This window comes from Paenibacillus sp. MBLB1832 (assembly GCF_032271945.1).
Lineage (GTDB): Bacteria > Bacillota > Bacilli > Paenibacillales > NBRC-103111 > Paenibacillus_E > Paenibacillus_E roseopurpureus.
In genome coordinates this window covers 4,271,722-4,291,036 of the sequence record NZ_CP130319.1, presented here as the reverse complement: position 1 = coordinate 4,291,036, position 19,315 = coordinate 4,271,722, and the positions used below count along the sequence as shown (strand labels likewise).

Here is a 19,315-nt window from a genome sequence, read left to right as displayed (position 1 = left end):
CATTTATACCACACGGCATCCCGTATGAAAATGTGAGTCACTTCCTATTACCCAATAATGTCGTCTTCTGTTATAATTTGTAGGGGGAAAGGGGAATGTTTCGATTGGAATCCAGACAAGATCGTCACCGCAAGCTGAAGAAGGATCGCCAGCAAGGCCAAAAGCCTTCGCTGAAAGTATTGGGTATTTTCACACTCGCTGCAGTCGCTTGTTTTGTCATTGGGAGCGGGGCAGCCTATTGGAGCTCAAATCACAAGAACGCAGAAGAGCAGGGCGCGGCTGCAACGTCGGAAGCAGTCATCTCACCTAAACCAACGCCAACGACAGTCAATGCTTCTCCATCTGCTAAAGTAAGTCCCAAGGCTACAAGCACAGCAACACCGACAGCAACACCTACGACCCCAGTGACCGCAGCAAATTCAACGGGAACGGGCACCCAAGTGAAGTTTTCTTTTGTGGGGGACGTCATCATGGCCGCCAAAGTGGAAGATATTTTAAAGCAAAAAGGTTATGATTACCCGTACACAAATGTAAAAGATTTTTTAACAAAGCCTGATTTTACAATCGCGAATTTGGAATCACCCATTACGACAAGAGGCACCGTTCAATCCAAAGAGTATGTGTATCGTTCCTCGCCTGAGGCATTGCCAGCCTTCAAATCAGCTGGGGTGGATATCGTCAACCTAGCGAACAATCATATTTTGGATTATGGAACGGATGGCTTACTGGATACGATGAAATCGCTGGATGAAATTGGAATTCAGCGAGTCGGCGCTGGCAAAGATATAGCAGAAGCGTATCAACCAGTAATGGTTGAGAAAGACGGCTTGAAAATCGCCGTTTTTGGATTTAGCCGTGTCGTCCCTACGCAAGATTGGAAAGCGGGCAAAGGGCATCCAGGTGTTGCGGAGACGTATAGCTATGTCATGCCCGTTGAAGCGATTCAGAAAGCCAAAGCAACCGCCGATCTGGTCGTCGTTGTGACGCATTGGGGCGTAGAGCGCGATGATAAGCCTGATAAATATCAAACCGAACTCTCCCATCGCTACATCGATGCAGGAGCAGACCTTATCGTCGGCGGACATCCGCACGTGTTGCAAGGCTTCGAGCAGTACAAAGGGAAATGGATTGCGTATAGCTTAGGCAATTTTATTTTTACAACGAATGATAATCCTAAGACATGGGAGACGGTTATTTTAGAAGCTGCATGCTCCAAGGAGAAGTCCTGCGACCTCCATCTTGTTCCGATTTTGACCAAATCCGCGCTGCCGACACCAATGAACGAAGCTGATGGAAGCAAGCTATTCGAACGATTAAGTGGAATCTCCTTCGGGGCGCAGGTTGATGCGCAAGGAAATGTCCGCAAGAAATAAGAAGAGGAGCTCACCCCATATGACAACTACGATCAAAAACATTTATTGCGTAGGGCGTAATTATCGCGCCCATGCAGCAGAACTTGGGAATGATGTTCCAGATCAACCGATGATTTTTACGAAACCTACACATGCTTTAGCACAAATGGACGGGGAGTCCCTAACATTACCGAGTGATCAAGGGGATATCCACTACGAGGCTGAGCTGGTGTTACATATTGCGAAGCCATATGTGCCTGGAATTGGCGTCGATGAAATCGTCGATCAATACGCGCTCGGCATTGATTTCACATTGCGCGATGTGCAGAATGTGATCAAGAAGAAGGGGCACCCGTGGCTGCCAGCCAAGGGGTTTCTGGGGTCGGCGCCACTTACAGCGTTCCGACCATTTCCAGGCGCAGCGTCTTTAGCGGAGTCTAACTTTCAGCTTCGTCAGAATGATCAAGTCGTGCAGGACGGCAATATCGCCAATATGATTTTCGATCTACAGACAATCATCGATTATATTGCGAAGCACTACGGTCTGGGACCTGGCGATATCATCTTCACGGGAACGCCAGAAGGCGTAGGCCCTGTACGGCATGGCGACCGATTGGAGCTGCTATGGGGAGAACAATCCTACGGGGCAGTCACAATCAACAAGTAAGCGAAAAGGGCAGTCTCTTTGGTCATATAGACCTTGGAGAACTGCCCTTATTTTTATTAGCTTAATGCAACATCCGAGTACTCTTCACGAACCTTGAGAATAGCAGGCAATTGCTTGAAAAACGCATCAACGACATCGGGATCGAAATGCTGCCCGCGCTCTTCTTGAAACAATTGGAGTATACGATCCAGCTCCCATGCTTTTTTGTACACACGTTCACTGCCTAAGGCATCGAAGACATCAGCAATGGCTGTAATGCGTCCGTAGATGTGGATCTCTTCCCCTTGAATACCGCGCGGATATCCTCGCCCGTTCCACTTCTCATGATGCTCATGCGCGACGACTGCTGCGGTTTTAAGAATGTGGCGGGTGGAGTTTTTGAGCAAATTGTAGCCGATCAGGGTGTGATTTTGCATAAGCTTGAACTCTTCATCTGTTAATTTGCCAGGTTTATTCAGAACGGCATCAGGAATTGCGACTTTGCCGATATCGTGCATCGGTGAAGCCATTTTGAGCAGCTCAGCTTCCTCTTGGCTCATGCCTAATCCGAGTGCCAGTATATAGGAATACTCGGCCACACGCTTCACGTGATTACCTGTTTCCTTGGAGCGGCTTTCGCCGATTTCGCCCATACGGAAAATAATCTCTTTCTGTGTTTCTTCAATCTCGTTGGTTAAGAGAGCGGATTCGAGGGACTTCCCTGCATAGGAGGAGGCCAATGTCAAATACTCCATATCTTTATCAGAAAATTGCTCGGTTGTGGTAAGCTTATTAATAGCTTGGTAAGCCCCATGATCTCACCTTGGCTATTTCGAAACGGAATAACCATGAGTGCTTTCGTACGGTAACCCGTTTGTTGATCCGTACGCAGGGCGCCATTTTGCAAATAGGATTTATATTCCTCATTGGTATACGCATCATGAATGAATACAGCTTGATCATTCGTCACGGCGTAGCCGACGAGGCCGGCCGAACTTGGAATGCGGATTTCATCTAGACCATGGGCCACTTTGGACCAGAGCTCGTTCTTTTGTGTATCGAGAAGCCAGACGGTACAGCGGTCGGAAACAATCATCTCGCGGCCCATATCCGCCATTAGCATTAGTACTTTATCGAGTGTACGTTCATTCGCAATCTTGGCAGCGTAGTCGAAAATGACACGCAGCATTTCCTCGGGCTCCAGATCTTTTTTCAAACGTGGATTGATTGTAGTGTGCTCTTGCTCCATGTCAGCCTCCTATCGCTTCTCACCTTCATAGTATCACAAAGTTGGTTGTTTATGGTTAACAATTTGCAGATATTAGTGAATCATGTCGAATAAATGATACAATTAATCTGTGAAATGGAATAGGATCGGAAAGGGAAGAGGAGGAAACCAAAGATGGATTGGCTGCTGGGGTGCCTAGGAAGCGTCCTGATTGCAGGCGCAGCATATTGGAAGCAATCATTGTCACGATCCGGGTTTATCGCAGCCGTACTGCTAGGTATGACGATGTACGCACTAGCCAGCGCAGCATGGTTCGGGACATTAATCGCTTTTTTTATATCATCCAGCCTCTTATCTAAGCTCAAGCAAGCGCGTAAAGCGGCAGCGGAGAGCGGATATGCCAAAGGGGGAAGACGCGACGCTGGGCAAGTAGCCGCAAATGGAGGCCTTGGCTTATTGCTATGTATCGGTCACAGCATCTGGCCGAGTTCCATATGGTGGTTCCTCTATGTGGGCGTCATGGCTACGGTGAATGCGGATACGTGGGCAACAGAAATTGGAGGAATGAGCAAGTCTGTCCCTCGGTCTATCGTGAGCGGAAAGCGTGTAACGGCGGGAACTTCGGGCGGTGTTACCCTGCTGGGCTTAACCGCTTCCTTAGCGGGGGGAGCCTTCATTGGCTTGGTTGGAGGCGTCTTGCTGCATGTAGGTGAATCATCGGAGAGTACAAGCGGCGTGGCCATGCTCGTCCTCCAAGGAGCCATTGCTGGGTTAGGCGGATCACTGGCGGATTCTTGGCTTGGTGCAACACTGCAAGTGATGTATCGCTGTGAGATTTGCGACAGGACGGTTGAGAAGCCAGAGCACTGTGGTAAGCAAGGAGTGCACATCCGTGGTCTCCGAGGGATGACGAACGATCTTGTGAACGCAGGATCATCCATCTTCGGAGGGGCGTTATGTTTGATCTTGAGTATTATTCTTCTGTCTTGATTTGCTGGACAGAAGTAGCTGGTGCAGGCGGTTGTAGCGCATCATGAAGCTGCTTCTCCAATTGTTTGAGCTTCCGCTGCAGCTTGTACTGGCGAACCATCCCAAAGAGACCAACAATTAAACCGCCTAGGAGTGTCGACGTTAATATAACGAGAATTAAAGGTGTTGATGTGGTGACGAACAAGAAATTCACTTGGACGGGTTCCACATTGACGACGGCGAAAACCGCTGTAAGCAGTGCGAACACGAGAGCACTGATGAGAATCCATTGCATTTTCATAGGGTGACGTCCTTTCCATTATGGTAAAAAAGGTTGAAAGCCATTGCTTTCAACCTTTTTCGTGCATGAGATATAAGAAAGTATAAGTTTCACTTTATACATTTGCTTATAATATCGCTTACTTCGTCAGCTCTTCCATTTGATCCAGCAACGAGCTGAATACGCTCATCGCTTGCTTGATCGGCTCTGGCGTTGACATGTCGACACCGGCTTTTTTCAAGATATTCAGCGAGTAATCGCTGCCGCCGCTTTTGAGGAAGCCGAGGTAGCGTTCAACCGCTGGCTCGCCTTCATCCAGAATTTGCTTCGCAAAGGAGGTAGCCGCAGAGAAGCCCGTTGCATATTTATACACGTAGAAGCTGTTGTAGAAGTGAGGGATGCGTGCCCATTCCATCTCGATGTCTTGATCAACCACCATGTCATTGCCATGGTATAGCTTATTCAATCCATAGTAGATTTCACTAAACTCTTGCGGTGTTAAGGATTCGCCTTGCTCCGCTTTGTCATGGGTAATCATTTCGAATTCCGCAAACATCGTTTGACGGAACACTGTCGTCCTGAACTGATCCGCATAGTACGTGAGCAGATACATTTTTTCCTTCGGATCTGTTACACGTTTCAACAAGTAGTCCATGAGAAGCGCTTCGTTCAGCGTAGATGCAACCTCTGCCAAGAAAATTGTATATTGCGCGTAGCGGTATTCTTGATTTTCATCCGATAAATAGGAATGAATCGCGTGACCCATCTCATGGGTCAACGTAAACATGCTGTTCAAGTTGTCTTTATGGTTGAGCAACACGTAAGGATGTGTGCCGTAAGCGCCCCAGCTGTAAGCGCCGTTACGTTTGTTCTTATTCTCATACACATCGATCCAGTGGTTATCGAAGCCATCTTGAAGAATTTTCAAGTAATTCTCGCCAAGCGGTGCCAAGCTTTTCTTAATTTCTTCTTTCGCTTGTTGGTACGTAATGTCCATTTTAAACTCTTCAACTAGCGGTGCAAACAGGTCATACATATGTAACTCATCAACCTTGAGCAGCTTTTTACGGAGTTTGAGATACCGTTGCAGCTGCGGCAAAGAATCATGAATGGTGGAAATTAAGTTCGTATACACTTCTTTCTTGATATTGTCGCCGAACAGCGAGGATTCAAGAACAGAAGGGTAGTGGCGGGCTTTGGCATAAAAAATGTTTTTATTGATGTTCGCGGCGAGCGTCGCGCCAATCGTATTCTTGTTGTTGCGGTACGTCTCATACACCGCGTGGAAGGCGTTCTTCCGCACTTCTGGATTGCGGCTTTCCAGGAATTGAATGTAGCTGCCGTGTGTCAGCTCAACTTCCTCGCCGTTCTCATTCTTCACCTTCGGAAACTTCAGGTCCGCATTGTTCAACATGCCGAAAATCGTGCTTGGCGCACCAGCCATCGTGCCAGCTTGTGCAAGCAGAGCTTCTTGCTCTTTGCTGAGCGTGTGCGGCTTCTGACGAATCATTTCTTCTAACGTGTCTTTATAAAAGGATAAGGAAGGTTCATTCACCAGCTCTTGCAGCTTCGCTTCCGACAAGCTCAAAATCTCAGGGGAGACATAGGAGAACGCTTCGCCTACCTCGACACTGATTTTTTTGGCTTTATCAGATAGGGCTTGGTACATGGGTTCAGCTGTATCCTCATGATGCTTCATGTTGGCGTACACATAAAGTCGTTCTGTCTTCAGTGAAACTTCGTCTTCCAATTGGAAAATTTGCTTGATTGTCGCAGCATCGTTGAGCTTTCCTTGGAAGGCACTGATTTTGCTAAGCGAGCCTTTCACCTCTTGAAACTCTCCATCCCATGCTTTCTGATCAGCGAACAAATCTTCCAATTGCCAACGGTTTTCGGCTGGTACTTGCTTGCGTTCCAATAATTGAGCCATCGGAGCCCTCCTGTCCTTTTTTTGAGATTGGGGTAAGCTGGTATCCTTTGCGTGTAAATCAGCCATGGGGACGGAGCTTAACAGAATTCCCATTGCAGCCGTTACATAAATCCATCGCATAGCGGTCACGCTCCCGGCATGTTCCCATGAGGGATGATCTTGATGAAATCCCAGTTCATGGTTTTCACCTAGTATGACCGTTAATGGATGCAATTATCATTATACATCAAGATCCAACATGGAAGAAACTGAGCAAGATGAGTACGAAGGAGATCGAGACCATAACAATCGCTAGCAGGGCAAGATATCGCTTCGTTTGTGCGGGAAGGCTGTCTTTTTTCATAATTAAAATAATCGCAAGGCAAAAGGATACAATTACAAATGTGAGAATAGAGCTTGAATCGGTCATGAGAAATCATCCTTTTTCCTAGAATATGACGTTTGTATCGTAGTCCATGATACTCATTTTCGCTGTGCGGCGTCAAAATTCCTTTTTCAACCAGCATGCTGCTTAGTCGCCTCTGTCGATTCGTCCTCCTCATCTTCCTTGACGAGAATGAAGGTGCCGCGTGCATCCATTTTGACCCTGTAACGGTCTTCTGGTGAAATTTGCGCTTCCTCACTAAGCTCCTTCGGCAATGTTAATTGTCCGCTTTCTCCGACTTGCACCTGATAACCAATCAACTTCGACCATTTGCCAGCACCCAGTACGAGCACGATGAGCAAACCGATGAACAGCCACTTCCCTAAGTGATTCGTCTCGAAAAAAGGAGCCAGGAACCCCTCACCCGTTATCATTTTACCGGCGGTCAAAGCAAGCACGGCTGCGCCGAGATAGACAATTGAAGGATATTTCTCAATCCAAGCAATGAAGAGGGTGCTGCCCCAGACGACGATAGGAACACTAAAGAATAGACCTGTTACGACGAGTAGAAAATTCCCATGCGCAGCGCCAGCAACCGCGATAACATTATCTAATCCCATGACCGCATCCGCGATAATGATCGTTCGAATGGCTCCCCACATACTGTCTTTTGCTTGCATATGTTCATGATTCTTTTTCTCACTGAGCAGCTTATATGAAATCCAGAGAAGCAAAATTCCCCCGATCAAAAGAAGTCCAGGAATTTGCAAGAGTTGAACAACGATAAGTGTAGCGACGGCTCGAATCCCAATAGCACCGATTGTGCCCCATAGAATGACTTTCTTCTGTGTTTCCTTCTTTAAATTACGTGCGGCCATCCCAATCACAATGGCATTATCTCCAGCTAATACTAAGTCGATGAGTATAATGCTAAGCAGTGAAACGAAAAAGCTCGCAGACAACCAATCCATACCGAACACACTCCTTCAAGGTTAGTTTGATACATGCAAAAAGAGCCCACATCGATGTTTGATGAAGGCTCCCATGCATCAAAAAAGACCTTCACCAATAAACATGGCAAAGGTCTTGCTAACAACGTGATCGTTGCCAATAAAGCCGGGATGGGATGAGGATCCGAATTGACGACTTTACTGTATCAGCTACTCCCCTTTGGAGTATTGCTATGAGATTATAGTTTATTTATATGCAACTCATCTCAAAATAGTCAACTTTATTACACTTTCCTGAAAGCTTCCATAATCGCTTGCAATTCTTCTTCCGTTCCATCGAACTTATCTGGAGCAAATCGCTCGCTAGCCCAGTGCAGCATAGCAGGACGTCCAATGAACGTATGGCATTCTTCGCCCCATTGATCCGAGATCTCGGTCAACACAATTTTGGTTCCTTGCACTTCAACATTGAGCATGTTCCATTTATCTTTTTTGTAAATCGTATGTCTTTTAAAAGGTTGATGCGACATGGCTGTTCCCCGTTTCTGTAATAAGCTTATTCCTATATGCCATCGTAACATAATCAGCCTGTTTTTCCAAACAAGCTGTGGTGTTTGACGGGAAAAATCCCTCTTGCACACGCCAAATTCTCGTGGTAGAATTCTCCTAATCCTTTCCAGAGGGAAGGGATGACGAGCCGAGCTGAGGAGAGATGAATATGGAAACAAAGCGAGTTTATGAGCAAATTGGGGTCGCGATGACCTCGAGATCTTTGGTCGAGTACGAGAACATGTTTATGTTAGAGACGGACAGCTACATTGGAAAACGCGTGTTGGATGTTGCAGGCGGGGCCTCGTCATTTACGATGGAAGCGCGCAGCCTTGGCATTGATGCGGAGGCGGTTGACCCGCTGTACGAGAAGTCACCATCGGAGATTGCTAAGCATGGGATGCAAGAGATCGAAGTGGTCGCTGCCAAAATGGCCAAATTAACGGATGTCTATGACTGGACGTTTTACGGTTCTTTGGAGAATCACAAGGCTGGGCGTATCGTCGCATTGCAACGCTTCGTTGACGATTTCTCAAGCGAAGAGGGCAAGTCGAGATATCATGTGGGAGCTCTGCCGCATCTACCTTTTGCCGATGAGAGCTTCGATTTCGTCAGCTGCAGTCATTTTCTTTTCTTATACGAGGAACAATTCGATTATGCGTTTCATTTGGCAGCGGTGAGAGAATTGCTGCGTGTGTGCAAACACGGTGGTGAAGTTCGCTTGTACCCCCTTATGAATTTCAAGACGGTTGAATACTCGCATCTCAGTGCGTTAATCGATGAGGTAGAGAAGGATGGTTGTACCGTTCAAAAGAAGGAAGCTAAATTACCTTTTTTGCCGAATTCTCATCAATTTTTAAGCATAAAAAAGTAGTGTGCTGCATAGTGGAAAACGTTGGTACATCAACAAATTTCGGCTTGTACGCCTCGTAATTTCCGTTGATTTATCCCCCTGTTGATGGTATAATTTCCTTATTCGCCATAGATGGCGATATTTTTAGGAGGTTGTTCACTTGAAGGGTACAGTTAAATGGTTTAACGCAGAAAAAGGCTACGGTTTCATTTCTGTTGATGGAGGCGACGATGTATTCGTTCACTTCTCCGCAATTCAGGGCGAAGGATTCAAAACATTAGAAGAAGGCCAATCCGTTGAGTTTGATATTACTCAAGGTAACCGTGGTCCTCAAGCAGCTAACGTCACCAAATTATAAGATACTGGGGCTCCCTACTTATAAATAGTGTCATAGCACAAGCAAAATAAGACAGTTCTCGGGTTCACTCGAGGCTGTCTTTTTTGTTTTATTTTTTTCATTTGGTGGGAACATGCCATACCAGAGTATATCGATAATTTGCTTCGCAGCTTCTTCCTCGTAGGGAAACATTTTATTCCCGTTACCATCACGTGCGTGGCCCATCATGAGGAGTGAGGTGTAGGCTCGGGCAATTACACGAGAGTCAACGGGACCGATCTCGCCAGTTTCCGCCGATTTTCTGAATTCACTTTCCAACACATCCAGAATACCTTGCTCCGACTTTCGCATCACCTTCATTTGCTCCTCAGAAAGTGTAGCCTCCATCTTGCGCATGAAAGAATGCAGATCGAAATCAATCGCTCTCAGATGGCCGACTGTAATACCAAACAGTCGGTCACGAAGTGGCGTGGGCTCGCTTAAACGCTTAATAGTTATATGTCTTACGTTATCCATTAATTGAATCATGGAAGCTGTAAGTAAGTCTGATTTGGATGGGAAATGATAATAAACGGAAGCTTTGGTTACCTTGCATTCTTTAGCGATATCGTCCATGGAGACAGACTCGAAGCCGCGTGACAAAAACAAGGGGATGGCTGTCATCAAAATTTTCTGATTGAGAGGTAGGTCACCCTGGGAAGCACGGGGTCTGCCCAGTGTTTTCGATTTTTTTTCCATATGTGTCACTCCTGAAACGAATCTAATAAGGTGAATTTAAATAAAACTTGATTAATTAACTATACAGTATATATAATTAATGATAAGCCATGAATCATTATAACACAATACTATTTCACTTATAGGGAGAGATACAACCTTATGCACGAGAATCCTTTGTTCAGTAAGCTTGGCGGATTAGTTGCAGGCCGCCGCAGCAAATGGGTTACATTAGCCGTATGGATTTTACTTACTGGCATTTTATCCGTCTTTTTACCTAACGTCAATTCACAAGAAAATAATGCGGCGCAGCAATTGCCGAATGACGCGTGGTCGATGGAAGCCGCAGCACTCATGAAAGAACATTTTCCGAACAACGAAGGAGTACCTGCGCTTGTGGTCTGGTATCGGAACACAGGACTTACGGATGCCGACTTAGCGGGTGTACAGAAGGTAGCGAAGCAACTTACTGAAGCACCTTTAGCCGCTCAGAAAGGCGTTCCGCCGCTGCATCAGATGCCTGTGCCAGCTCTGAAAGCGATGGTTGCCAAGGATGGCAAGCTGCTCGTGTTGCCGATTTCCTTTATCGAGGGAACGGAAACCGATATTTTGCAGGAGAGTATGAAAAAGCTCGAAGAAGTGACAGTTAGTCAACTAGGCAGCGATCCATTCGAGTCTCCTTTAGATCAAGAGGGGCTGCATGCTAGAATAACAGGTCCTGTCGGCATTCAGACGGATGCTACAGCCTTGTTTAAAGGAGCTGATTTTGCGCTCTTAATGGCTACGGTGTTACTTGTCTTGTTACTGTTGATTTTGCTCTATCGTTCGCCGATATTGGCGATCATTCCGCTTATTGGTGTTGGTTTTGCGTATGGGATCATTTCACCTATTCTTGGCTTCCTGGCCAAGCAGGGCTGGATTACAGTCGATGCTCAAGCAATATCCATTATGACGGTGTTGCTGTTCGGTGCGGGGACCGATTACTGTTTGTTCTTCGTTGCTCGTTATCGTCAAGCATTATTGGCCGAAAAGGATAAGTATGATGCGCTCCGCGTCTCCTTTGGCGGTTCCACAGGTGCGATCGGCATGAGTGGACTGACGGTCATTGTGTCATTGTTAGGTTTACTTTTTGCACACTATGGTTCCAATCATCGCTTCGCCATTCCGTTTAGTGTAGCGATTCTCATCATGGCGATCGCTAGCTTGACATTAGTGCCTGCGCTGCTCGCTATCATTGGACGCGTTTCTTTCTTTCCGTTCATTCCACTGACGCCAGACATGCGCGCAGAGAAGGAGGCTCGGAAAGGAAAAAGAATTCGCGAGCAGAAGCCTGTGAGTGCCATGAACGCTGCATTAGGGCGCATCGTAACGGAGAAACCGAAGAGCGTGCTGGTGATCTCCCTGCTGATTCTGATCTCGCTCGCGGCGTTTGCGCCACAGATTAAATTCACGTACAACATACTGGAATCTTTCCCATCGTCCATGCCATCCCGCGAGGGCTTCTCCTTGCTGTCGGAGCATGTATCACCCGGGTCGCTTGCGCCTGTCAAAGTTGTTGTGAACACGGAAGGGAAGCAAGTGGATATCCCCGGTGCACTAATGAAGCTTCCGTATGTCGAATCGGTGAGTAAACCTGAAGACAGCCAAAAGGACGTCAAATACAAAGCGTTCCAACTGATTTTTAAGCAAGACCCTTATGATCTAGAAGTCATTAATCACATTCCTGAGATCCACAGCACAGCGGATTCAGCGTTGTCTGCAGTAGGTGTGGCTGCGCCGCAAGTGTGGGTTGGCGGTGAAACGGCTACACAGTATGACACCAAAACGGTCGTTGAACGTGATACAAAAATCGTGATTCCAGTCGTCATCGGTGTTATTGCGATCTTGCTGCTCCTCTATTTGCGCTCTATTGTTGCAACACTCTATCTCATCGCGACAGTGCTGCTTTCTTACTTCTCTGCGTTAGGCGCAGGATGGCTTATCCTGCATTATTTCATGGACACAACAGCCATCCAGGGGCTGATCCCGCTATATGCCTTCGTATTCCTAGTCGCGCTAGGTGAGGATTATAACATCTTCATGATTTCAAGCATTTGGCAGGAGCGAAATCGCTTGAAGTTGAAAGACGCGATACGACTCGGCGTAAGTTCGACGAGCAGCGTCATTACGTCGGCAGGCTTAATTTTGGCAGGAACCTTCGCTGTGTTAGCCTCATTGCCGATTCAAGTGCTCGTGCAATTCGGCGTGATTTGTGCCATTGGTGTGCTGCTGGATACGTTCATCGTACGACCGTTCCTTGTTCCTTCGATCACGATGCTGCTGGGCCAAGCGGTATTCTGGCCGAGTAAGGTGAAGCGAGAACACTCCGTGGAGCGAGCGGAGACATAGATTTTGCTTAGAAAAAAGAGCTGCCCGCATGTGCGGACAGCTCTTTCTTTTAGTCGATAATTTCAAGAATATCATCGATTTCCTTGCGAGCCATTTTACCAGGGCGTTCCTTCGGATGGCCAAGGGAAATAACCATGTTGATTTGATACTCGGCTGGAATCTCGAGATAAGCACGGATCTGATCTTGGGCCAACAGGACGGGGCCTGTCATTGGACATGTTGCTAAGCCTCTCGCATGTGCGGCAAGCATCAGGTTCTGTGAAGCTAGACAGGAGCTCTTGATGCCTTCTTCATCCCATACATGGTTGTCGACAAGCTGAATCGGATCGAAGATGCGATCACGGAATTTCGATTCATACGGTGTCGCTAGACAAATGATGAGGACTGGCGCATCGGAAAATGCGGTCGCATAAGGGCCGAAGGAGCGGACCAGCATACGCGCTTCTCTGGAAAGTCCTTTCTCCTCCGCCTCCGCGGCGCGAAGATGGAGCTGATCCCAAGTTAATTGCTCAATATGTTTGATTTTCTCTTTATTTCGAATGGCAATAAACTTCCATGTTTGTGAGTTCGTATCACTGGGTGCATAACGCGCGCAGTCAATAATTTCACGGATATCTTCGGTTGCGACTTCTTGCTCGGTAAAGTTACGAACGCTGCGTCGTTCTAGAACGATCGTTTTAAAATCTTCATACATCATGGTAAGGGTGTACCTGCCTTTGCTGCTCATTTTATACATATGTTCGGTCTTTTTTTTGTTACTTGGTACTAAGACTATATCCTATTATAGGGCAGATGGGTTGATAGATCAACTGCCGTTGCCGCCGCGCATACGGATTAGGATCGACCAGGAAGCGCTTCTTCATTCTGAAATAAATATGTACAGAGGAATCCGATGGCTGAGACGGTGGAAAGGCATGCGGCTATGAGGTAAACCGTGCTTCCGCCTGCTGAATTATAAATAACGCCCCCTAGCATCCCGCTAATTAATCCTGCCACACTGGACCAAGCGACTGCGAAGATCGCTTGACCTGATGAGCGGTATTCGTCCGGAATGATTTGGCTTAAATAGCGATTCGCCGTGAATAAGAAAACGCCGAAGGTTAAGCTATGCAAGAGTTGGATCCCGATGACCCAAATCGGATCATCGATGTAACTCATCATGATGAATCGAAACGCATAAATCAAACCAGCGAATGCAAGCAGAGGAAGCTCTTTAAACCGATGCCCGTGTTTGCTTAAGAAGAAAAAGACAGGAATTTCGCTAAGCGCAGATGTCATCCACGCATAGCCGATAAGGGAATCCGATGCGCCAAGCTGTCGCATATACAGTGCCAGAAATCCATCGTTGAATCGGTGTGAAACCGACATAATGACAACGAGGAGCAGGAACCAGAGAAACTTTTTGGAGCGAATGATGTTCACCATACCGCCGAATGCCATTTTTTTGCCGCCTTGGCGCGTGTCCTTCAGCAGGAAGAGAATGATGAGCGTGCAGCTGATCGTTAAAAAGAGCAGGACTGGCGTGAGTCCCGTCCCATACGCACGAAGCAGCAGACCGAAGCCGCCGGCAGCTATGGCAAAACCAATCGAGCCATAGGCGCGGAAGGAAGCGTAGCTTTTTCCGCTGCTGCGGATATGCAACATAACCTGACTGTCATTCAGAGAGTTCACAGGCTGTTGAAAGAAGAAAAACGCGGCTAGCGACACATAGAGGAGGGAGAACCACCCCGCTGTGGTGACTAGAACGGCCGTCACTAGTTGTCCCAGCACGAGAATAATCATAATCTTCTTAACGGTTTGATAGCGGTCGCTGAGAAATCCCCAAAGCAGGTTCGTCGCGATCCCAATCAGCGGACCGATGGCGTAGAGCATGCCGATTTGAATTTTGGAATATCCTTTATAGTCGAAATAAAGCGGGAAAAAGGTGACCACGATCCCCATGGTCGTGAAGAACGAAAAGGTAAACATTTTGAGCAACACATCGTTGCGTTCGATGGATTTAGATTTGGACATGGTGAATCCTCACGATTTCATTATGTATTTACTTGCGTTTGTCTAGGCTGTTGAACGTCATTCGTTCGCTTTAGTACATAAGTCACAACGAGTAATTCGGCGAGCATGCCCACCGACTGCGCGAAAGCGCCAATCATGCCGTTCCAGCCAGGAACCGTTGCAATGGCAACGATTAAGGACAGTACGGTAGTAGTAGCATTCGCAGATTGCGAGAAAACCATGATCTTGGTTTGACCGCGAAGCATAATAATGCCATTCATATAATCGAGCCATGGGAATACGATCGTCATGATCATGAAAATGCGCAAGGCCTCTAGGCTCGCTTGCTTCAAATCAGCATTCACACCCATGACATGTGTCATAAACCACGGACCTAGCGGTGTATAAGCGAGTATCGCGATCAGTGTTCCTGGTATAAAACTTAATACAAGGATGAATCTTCGCACTTGCCCAGCATCTTTTCGATAAAAATTGAGTACGATTTGATGAATGTAGGAGAAGAAACTCATGACCAATTGTGTTAACGAACCAGCAATCGCAAAGGATGAGATGGCTAGATGGGTATGTGTCGTTTTGCCTAACATCGCATTAATGGACGGTCCGATGATCACGGCGATGACAGATGAATATAATAAGGGTTTGTAAAAGCTGAAGATTTGCCCCTTCGTCTCGATGGGATGATTCGGCGCCTTCTCTGGAATGACACGTCGGATCAAGCTCGTACCTTCCCAAATGGCAACAGCGGCTTCGATAATCATCCCGACAAGGAAAATGATGGCACCCACACGCCCGTCAGAGACGTTGTCTGTCGTGATGAAATACAGGGAGAGCAGGTACATGGCGACAATGCGCACACCCATACCGATGGTTAGCCATTTGGTCCGCATGTTGAAAATAATGATTCCGTGAAATAAGCAGCGCAGTCCTGAGAAAATGCTTACGTACATAAGAATTCGGTACACACTTAGCGTAGATGCCAGCAGGTCAGCCTCGACGCCAAAAAAATAAACAAACACCCATTTGCCAAGCGGAGTGTAACAAAGCAAGAGGCCAAGTAGTATGATACAAGCAAACACATAAGAACTGACAACGCCCATCGCGCGAAACGAGACACGATCTCTTACAAGTGCTGAACAGGCCTGTCTTAACAGTACAACGGGTTTCTCTGTGAGTCCTAGAAGACTGAGGGGGATTGCATAGCTGGCAATGACGAGTTCGGGCTGATCCGCCCTGGCCAATGTGCTATTGATGATAACGTGTGAGAGGGTTACAAGTGTTGCCGATAGTCCGAGGGGGAGGAAAAAGGAGATGAGCTGTTTCCATGTGATTGTGTTCGCATTCATCCAAATCGCACTCCTTCGTTTTATACCAATCAATTCCTAAGTATATCAGAAATTGAAATGAGGATGACATACAATTTTAACTGGAAACCCACGGTTTGAAGTGATACATTAAAAGGTAGAATGTTTCTTGAACAAGGAACATGGTTTTGCCTGCAAGGAGGTACATAGCATGAGCAATTATTTTCAATATGATGAGCGGCTTGGCATTGAGATACCCGTTCTTGAATTGGAATGGGATCAGTACTCGTCAACGATTCGCATGGAAGTTCTCTTTCAATGGGAGCAAATTCGGGGCGTTATCCCGGATCGCATTCTCAAATTGGAAAAGCAAATCATTGAAAAACAAAATAAACTCGACGTGGAAGACGATTTTCTTACAGCCTGTACGCTAAATTCCGATATTGCTGATTTGGCTTCAATCATAAATGATCTTCATCTCTGGTTCCGAACGAATCAAGATTTAGAATCCAAAACCCACCACTAATGGAATGGTTGATAAGGAAGGGAGAATACCTGCATGCGTAGCATCAAGGATGGGAATAATTGGATTGAGACGATTGCGAAACCACTTCTAGCGCATCTGCCTGCCCTATACCCAATTGAAGAGTGGGATATGGCGATGGATACACGTATTGAAGCACTTTCACCCTCGATCATTACACAAGGAGTTCCAGAGCAACTTCCTTATGGGCAAGCGATCAAAGCGGGGCTTTTTCTTCTAAATGAAAGCTTAGATAAGGCTCATGAAATCGCGCAGGAGATTACGAATGCAACAGGCAGCTATTGGCATGCGTTGATGCACCGTATGGAAGGCGATTATAGTAATGCGAAATATTGGTTTAACGATGTTGGTCATCATCCTATTTTTTCTAACCTTATTCAATATGTGAGAGATCATTTATCTACGAAAGATTTCATGGAATTGGAGAATGAAGCGCTTCGTCATAAGCTTGAAGTCCTCGTCACATCACCCGTTTGGAATCCATGCGTATTTGTTGATGTCATAGAAATTCAAGTATCCTTAGTCCAGCATCCGACCATTGATGGTTGGTTGCGTGACATCCAGAGAGCCGAAATGCAATTATTACTTCAATATTGCTATGAACAAAGTTGTGGAGGAAGTTTGCTTGAAGCCATTGGGCAGAAATAGTACAAGAAGCCTAACGAAGGTTCCACAAGGCCCGATTCGTTTAATGCTTAGTGTGTACCGCTATATTTTACCTGAAGTGAATGAGCAGTTGACTGCATGGAAGACGAAGGCTGCAAGTATTCCTGATGGGGAGCTTCGCACGCAGGCTTTAGCCAGTATTGCGACGAAGCAATTCCATTGTCAGGGCGGCGCCGTGTATGCAACTGCTCATTTATCGATGCGTCATGTGCTTATACCGCTGATCGTAGCTTTCCAAACCATTAGTGACTATTTGGATAATTTATGTGATCGAAGTACGTCCTTGGATCCCGTGGATTTCCGCCAACTCCATCAATCGATGCTGGATGCTGTTGATCCCGCTCAGCCTCTGCACGATTATTATGCTTATCGTGAAGAGAAGGAAGATAATGGATATTTAAGTGATCTTGTTCGGCAATGCCAAGCTTCGATTAGCTTAATGCCATCCTACATGAAAGTCGCGGATCAAGTGAAGGAATTGGTGGGCTTATATTGCGATCTACAAGTGTACAAGCATATCCGGAAGGAATTGCGTGAAGCGCAATTGCATCAATGGTGGCACGATCATCATCATAAATATCGACATATTGGCTGGAACGAGTTTGCGGCAGCAACGGGGTCCACGCTCGGTATGTTTATGTTGTTTTTAGCGGCATGTGATCTAGATCTCACGGAGGAGCAGGTGGAGTCGATTCGCGAAGCCTATTTCCCATATGTATGCGGACTACATATTCTGCTGGATTATTTAATTGATCAAGAAGAGGATATTGTAGGCGGCGATCTTAATTTCTGCACGTACTATGATTCCTTGGAAATAACTGTGGAACGAATCGCTTTTATCGTAGAAGAGGCGAGAAGTAAAATTTTGTTCTTGGAACATCCGAGATTTCATCGTATGATAATCGAAGGTTTGCTTGCCCTTTATTTATCTGACCCAAAGGTCAAAACGCAACAGCAAGTGAAGAAAATCTCAAAGCGTCTCATGAAGAACAGTCCATTAACCCGATTGTTTTTCTGGATCAATAGCATGTACATCCGTACGACATCATGAATGTGATGCACACGAATTATGAAGGAGGAAGACAAATGTCAGCAGTAAAGTCAATTGCCGTTCTAACCAGTGGAGGAGATTCTCAGGGGATGAACGCAGCCGTTCGTGCGGTAGTGCGCAGCGCTTTATTCCATGGGCTCGAAGTTTATGCCGTTCAACGTGGGTATCAAGGTCTCATTAACGATGATATTCGTAAAATGGATCTGCGCAGCGTAGGCGACATTATTCAACGCGGAGGCACGATCCTTCAAACGGCGCGTTGTAAAGAGTTTATGACGCTGGAAGGGCAACAAAAAGGCGCAGAGAACTTGCGCAAACGCGGCATCGATGGCTTAGTTGTCATCGGTGGAGATGGATCTTATCAAGGCGCGAACAAATTAAGCAAATTAGGAATTAAAACAATGGGTCTGCCGGGTACAATTGATAACGATATCCCGTTCACAGACTTCACGATCGGCTTCGACACTGCGGTTAGTATCGTGGTTGATGCGATCAATAAATTGCGGGATACAATGACATCGCATGAGCGTTCTTCCGTTGTTGAAGTCATGGGACGTCATTGTGGTGAAATCGCCTTGTATGCTGGACTAGCTAGTGGTGCAGAAACCATTATCGTGCCGGAAGTGCCTGTGGATGTAACGGAAGTGGCGAATCGCATGAAGGAGAACTTCGACCATGGCAAACGCCACAGTATTATTTTAGTTGCTGAAGGTGCAGGAACTGGCGAAGGCGTTGCCAAGCAGATCACGGAAACGAACGGTATTGAACCTCGTGTAACGGTACTGGGTCATATTCAACGCGGTGGGTCGCCAACGCATAATGACCGTATTTTAGCAAGCCGTTTAGGCGATTTTGCTGTGCGTAAACTGATGGAAGGCGATTCTTCCAAGGCTTGCGGCATCATCAAAGGTGAGTTGGTTGCGACGGATATCGATCTCGTTGTCAATACGAAACGAACGTTCAACATGGAACTTTACGAATTGGCAAGCCGTTTGTCCCAATAAGTATACAGGTTCCAGCTTCTACTTGATCTTTCGTTTGGAATGATTTATAATTTCGATTCATATAGCAACATCATGTCAATGAAGAGCTTCCAACTCGGAGACGTTCATGATCGGAAAGTGAAAGCACACTTTCTCTAAATAAACCGGCACCGCCCGTTATCGCGGAACCAAGC

At 46.5% G+C, this 19,315-nt stretch carries 20 protein-coding genes and 1 pseudogene; 10 read left to right on the top strand and 11 right to left on the bottom strand.

Going from position 1 to position 19,315, the window contains the following annotated elements; genetic code table 11:
- Positions 1-95: 95 nt before the first annotated feature.
- Positions 96-1,373 carry a CapA family protein gene (locus tag MJB10_RS19180; protein WP_314797304.1) on the top strand — a complete coding sequence of 426 codons (1,278 nt, stop codon included), beginning with the start codon at positions 96-98 and terminating at the stop codon, positions 1,371-1,373.
- A gap of 19 nt (positions 1,374-1,392) precedes the next feature.
- On the top strand, positions 1,393-2,019 hold the full coding sequence (locus tag MJB10_RS19175) for a fumarylacetoacetate hydrolase family protein (protein WP_314797302.1): 627 nt from the start codon (positions 1,393-1,395) through the stop codon (positions 2,017-2,019).
- A 56-nt stretch (positions 2,020-2,075) separates the two neighbouring features.
- Here the strand turns inward: MJB10_RS19175 and MJB10_RS19170 are convergent, their stop codons facing one another.
- Both MJB10_RS19170 and MJB10_RS19165 read right to left on the bottom strand, forming a co-directional pair.
- Entirely contained in the window at positions 2,076-2,744 is a 669-nt protein-coding gene (locus MJB10_RS19170) for an HD-GYP domain-containing protein (RefSeq protein ID WP_314797300.1), read from the bottom strand.
- Positions 2,741-3,247, bottom strand: coding sequence for a GAF domain-containing protein (locus MJB10_RS19165; protein WP_314797298.1), 507 nt, complete (start codon positions 3,245-3,247; stop codon positions 2,741-2,743). The genes MJB10_RS19170 and MJB10_RS19165 overlap by 4 nt, the downstream gene beginning before the upstream one ends.
- A gap of 153 nt (positions 3,248-3,400) precedes the next feature.
- Between MJB10_RS19165 and MJB10_RS19160 the strand changes: the two genes are divergently transcribed.
- Complete coding sequence (locus MJB10_RS19160; protein WP_314797296.1) at positions 3,401-4,216, top strand: DUF92 domain-containing protein; 816 nt, start codon at positions 3,401-3,403, stop codon at positions 4,214-4,216.
- Here the strand turns inward: MJB10_RS19160 and MJB10_RS19155 are convergent.
- The 5 genes and pseudogenes from MJB10_RS19155 to MJB10_RS19135 form a co-directional block, all read right to left on the bottom strand.
- Complete coding sequence (locus tag MJB10_RS19155) at positions 4,200-4,496, bottom strand: LapA family protein (protein WP_397386546.1); 297 nt, start codon at positions 4,494-4,496, stop codon at positions 4,200-4,202. The genes MJB10_RS19160 and MJB10_RS19155 overlap by 17 nt on opposite strands.
- Before the next feature lie 118 nt (positions 4,497-4,614).
- Positions 4,615-6,405, bottom strand: coding sequence for an oligoendopeptidase F (gene pepF, locus MJB10_RS19150; RefSeq protein WP_314797295.1), 1,791 nt, complete (start codon positions 6,403-6,405; stop codon positions 4,615-4,617).
- Between the two features lie 226 nt (positions 6,406-6,631).
- Positions 6,632-6,814, bottom strand: coding sequence for a hypothetical protein (locus MJB10_RS19145; RefSeq protein ID WP_314797294.1), 183 nt, complete (start codon positions 6,812-6,814; stop codon positions 6,632-6,634).
- Positions 6,815-7,098: 284 nt separating this feature from the next.
- Positions 7,099-7,740: pseudogene (locus tag MJB10_RS19140) on the bottom strand (TerC family protein); the annotation flags it as partial.
- 263 nt (positions 7,741-8,003) lie between these two features.
- Entirely contained in the window at positions 8,004-8,249 is a 246-nt protein-coding gene (locus MJB10_RS19135; protein WP_314797291.1) for a low molecular weight phosphatase family protein, read from the bottom strand.
- A gap of 188 nt (positions 8,250-8,437) precedes the next feature.
- On the opposite strand from MJB10_RS19135, the gene MJB10_RS19130 reads away from it, so the two are divergent.
- Both MJB10_RS19130 and MJB10_RS19125 read left to right on the top strand, forming a co-directional pair.
- Positions 8,438-9,142 carry a class I SAM-dependent methyltransferase gene (locus MJB10_RS19130; RefSeq protein ID WP_314797290.1) on the top strand — a complete coding sequence of 235 codons (705 nt, stop codon included), beginning with the start codon at positions 8,438-8,440 and terminating at the stop codon, positions 9,140-9,142.
- Between the two features lie 139 nt (positions 9,143-9,281).
- A complete protein-coding gene (locus tag MJB10_RS19125) occupies positions 9,282-9,479 on the top strand; it encodes a cold shock domain-containing protein (RefSeq protein ID WP_028556542.1) in 198 nt (65 codons plus the stop codon).
- Between the two features lie 30 nt (positions 9,480-9,509).
- Here the strand turns inward: MJB10_RS19125 and MJB10_RS19120 are convergent, their stop codons facing one another.
- On the bottom strand, positions 9,510-10,196 hold the full coding sequence (locus tag MJB10_RS19120; protein WP_314797283.1) for a TetR/AcrR family transcriptional regulator: 687 nt from the start codon (positions 10,194-10,196) through the stop codon (positions 9,510-9,512).
- A gap of 141 nt (positions 10,197-10,337) precedes the next feature.
- Between MJB10_RS19120 and MJB10_RS19115 the strand changes: the two genes are divergently transcribed.
- Complete coding sequence (locus tag MJB10_RS19115; RefSeq protein WP_314797277.1) at positions 10,338-12,563, top strand: MMPL family transporter; 2,226 nt, start codon at positions 10,338-10,340, stop codon at positions 12,561-12,563.
- Positions 12,564-12,612: 49 nt separating this feature from the next.
- Here the strand turns inward: MJB10_RS19115 and MJB10_RS19110 are convergent, their stop codons facing one another.
- From MJB10_RS19110 to MJB10_RS19100, 3 genes are all read right to left on the bottom strand, one after another.
- The gene (locus MJB10_RS19110) at positions 12,613-13,260 is read right to left on the bottom strand and encodes a nitroreductase family protein (RefSeq protein ID WP_314797272.1); all 648 of its coding nucleotides are present in this window, start codon (positions 13,258-13,260) and stop codon (positions 12,613-12,615) included.
- Between the two features lie 137 nt (positions 13,261-13,397).
- Complete coding sequence (locus MJB10_RS19105) at positions 13,398-14,576, bottom strand: MFS transporter (RefSeq protein ID WP_314797267.1); 1,179 nt, start codon at positions 14,574-14,576, stop codon at positions 13,398-13,400.
- 20 nt (positions 14,577-14,596) lie between these two features.
- Positions 14,597-15,919 carry a multi antimicrobial extrusion protein MatE gene (locus MJB10_RS19100; RefSeq protein ID WP_314797263.1) on the bottom strand — a complete coding sequence of 441 codons (1,323 nt, stop codon included), beginning with the start codon at positions 15,917-15,919 and terminating at the stop codon, positions 14,597-14,599.
- A 169-nt stretch (positions 15,920-16,088) separates the two neighbouring features.
- Here MJB10_RS19100 and MJB10_RS19095 point away from each other — a divergent pair, with 169 nt between their 5' ends.
- From MJB10_RS19095 to pfkA, 4 genes are read left to right on the top strand one after another with little or no spacing between them, the layout of a single operon-like run.
- On the top strand, positions 16,089-16,403 hold the full coding sequence (locus MJB10_RS19095) for a hypothetical protein (RefSeq protein ID WP_314797260.1): 315 nt from the start codon (positions 16,089-16,091) through the stop codon (positions 16,401-16,403).
- 33 nt (positions 16,404-16,436) lie between these two features.
- Complete coding sequence (locus MJB10_RS19090) at positions 16,437-17,069, top strand: hypothetical protein (RefSeq protein ID WP_314797253.1); 633 nt, start codon at positions 16,437-16,439, stop codon at positions 17,067-17,069.
- A 43-nt stretch (positions 17,070-17,112) separates the two neighbouring features.
- Positions 17,113-18,138: a tetraprenyl-beta-curcumene synthase family protein gene (locus tag MJB10_RS19085; protein WP_314805749.1), complete on the top strand. Its 1,026-nt coding sequence runs from the start codon at positions 17,113-17,115 to the stop codon at positions 18,136-18,138.
- 35 nt (positions 18,139-18,173) lie between these two features.
- Positions 18,174-19,142, top strand: a complete 969-nt coding sequence (gene pfkA, locus MJB10_RS19080) for a 6-phosphofructokinase (protein ID WP_314797251.1) — start codon at positions 18,174-18,176, stop codon at positions 19,140-19,142.
- Positions 19,143-19,315: the final 173 nt, after the last annotated feature.

What these genes read in the sequence shown, in the direction of transcription:
- MJB10_RS19180 (WP_314797304.1), top strand. Translation starts at nt 96, where the DNA reads ATGTTTCGATTGGAATCCAGACAAGATCGTCACCGCAAGCTGAAGAAG.
- MJB10_RS19175 (WP_314797302.1), top strand. Translation starts at nt 1,393, where the DNA reads ATGACAACTACGATCAAAAACATTTATTGCGTAGGGCGTAATTATCGC.
- MJB10_RS19165 (WP_314797298.1), bottom strand. Translation starts at nt 3,247, where the DNA reads ATGGAGCAAGAGCACACTACAATCAATCCACGTTTGAAAAAAGATCTG.
- MJB10_RS19160 (WP_314797296.1), top strand. Translation starts at nt 3,401, where the DNA reads ATGGATTGGCTGCTGGGGTGCCTAGGAAGCGTCCTGATTGCAGGCGCA.
- MJB10_RS19155 (WP_397386546.1), bottom strand. Translation starts at nt 4,496, where the DNA reads ATGAAAATGCAATGGATTCTCATCAGTGCTCTCGTGTTCGCACTGCTT.
- pepF (WP_314797295.1), bottom strand. Translation starts at nt 6,405, where the DNA reads ATGGCTCAATTATTGGAACGCAAGCAAGTACCAGCCGAAAACCGTTGG.
- MJB10_RS19145 (WP_314797294.1), bottom strand. Translation starts at nt 6,814, where the DNA reads ATGACCGATTCAAGCTCTATTCTCACATTTGTAATTGTATCCTTTTGC.
- MJB10_RS19135 (WP_314797291.1), bottom strand. Translation starts at nt 8,249, where the DNA reads ATGTCGCATCAACCTTTTAAAAGACATACGATTTACAAAAAAGATAAA.
- MJB10_RS19130 (WP_314797290.1), top strand. Translation starts at nt 8,438, where the DNA reads ATGGAAACAAAGCGAGTTTATGAGCAAATTGGGGTCGCGATGACCTCG.
- MJB10_RS19120 (WP_314797283.1), bottom strand. Translation starts at nt 10,196, where the DNA reads ATGGAAAAAAAATCGAAAACACTGGGCAGACCCCGTGCTTCCCAGGGT.
- MJB10_RS19115 (WP_314797277.1), top strand. Translation starts at nt 10,338, where the DNA reads ATGCACGAGAATCCTTTGTTCAGTAAGCTTGGCGGATTAGTTGCAGGC.
- MJB10_RS19110 (WP_314797272.1), bottom strand. Translation starts at nt 13,260, where the DNA reads ATGATGTATGAAGATTTTAAAACGATCGTTCTAGAACGACGCAGCGTT.
- MJB10_RS19105 (WP_314797267.1), bottom strand. Translation starts at nt 14,576, where the DNA reads ATGTCCAAATCTAAATCCATCGAACGCAACGATGTGTTGCTCAAAATG.
- MJB10_RS19100 (WP_314797263.1), bottom strand. Translation starts at nt 15,919, where the DNA reads ATGAATGCGAACACAATCACATGGAAACAGCTCATCTCCTTTTTCCTC.
- MJB10_RS19095 (WP_314797260.1), top strand. Translation starts at nt 16,089, where the DNA reads ATGAGCAATTATTTTCAATATGATGAGCGGCTTGGCATTGAGATACCC.
- MJB10_RS19090 (WP_314797253.1), top strand. Translation starts at nt 16,437, where the DNA reads ATGCGTAGCATCAAGGATGGGAATAATTGGATTGAGACGATTGCGAAA.
- MJB10_RS19085 (WP_314805749.1), top strand. Translation starts at nt 17,113, where the DNA reads ATGCTTAGTGTGTACCGCTATATTTTACCTGAAGTGAATGAGCAGTTG.
- pfkA (WP_314797251.1), top strand. Translation starts at nt 18,174, where the DNA reads ATGTCAGCAGTAAAGTCAATTGCCGTTCTAACCAGTGGAGGAGATTCT.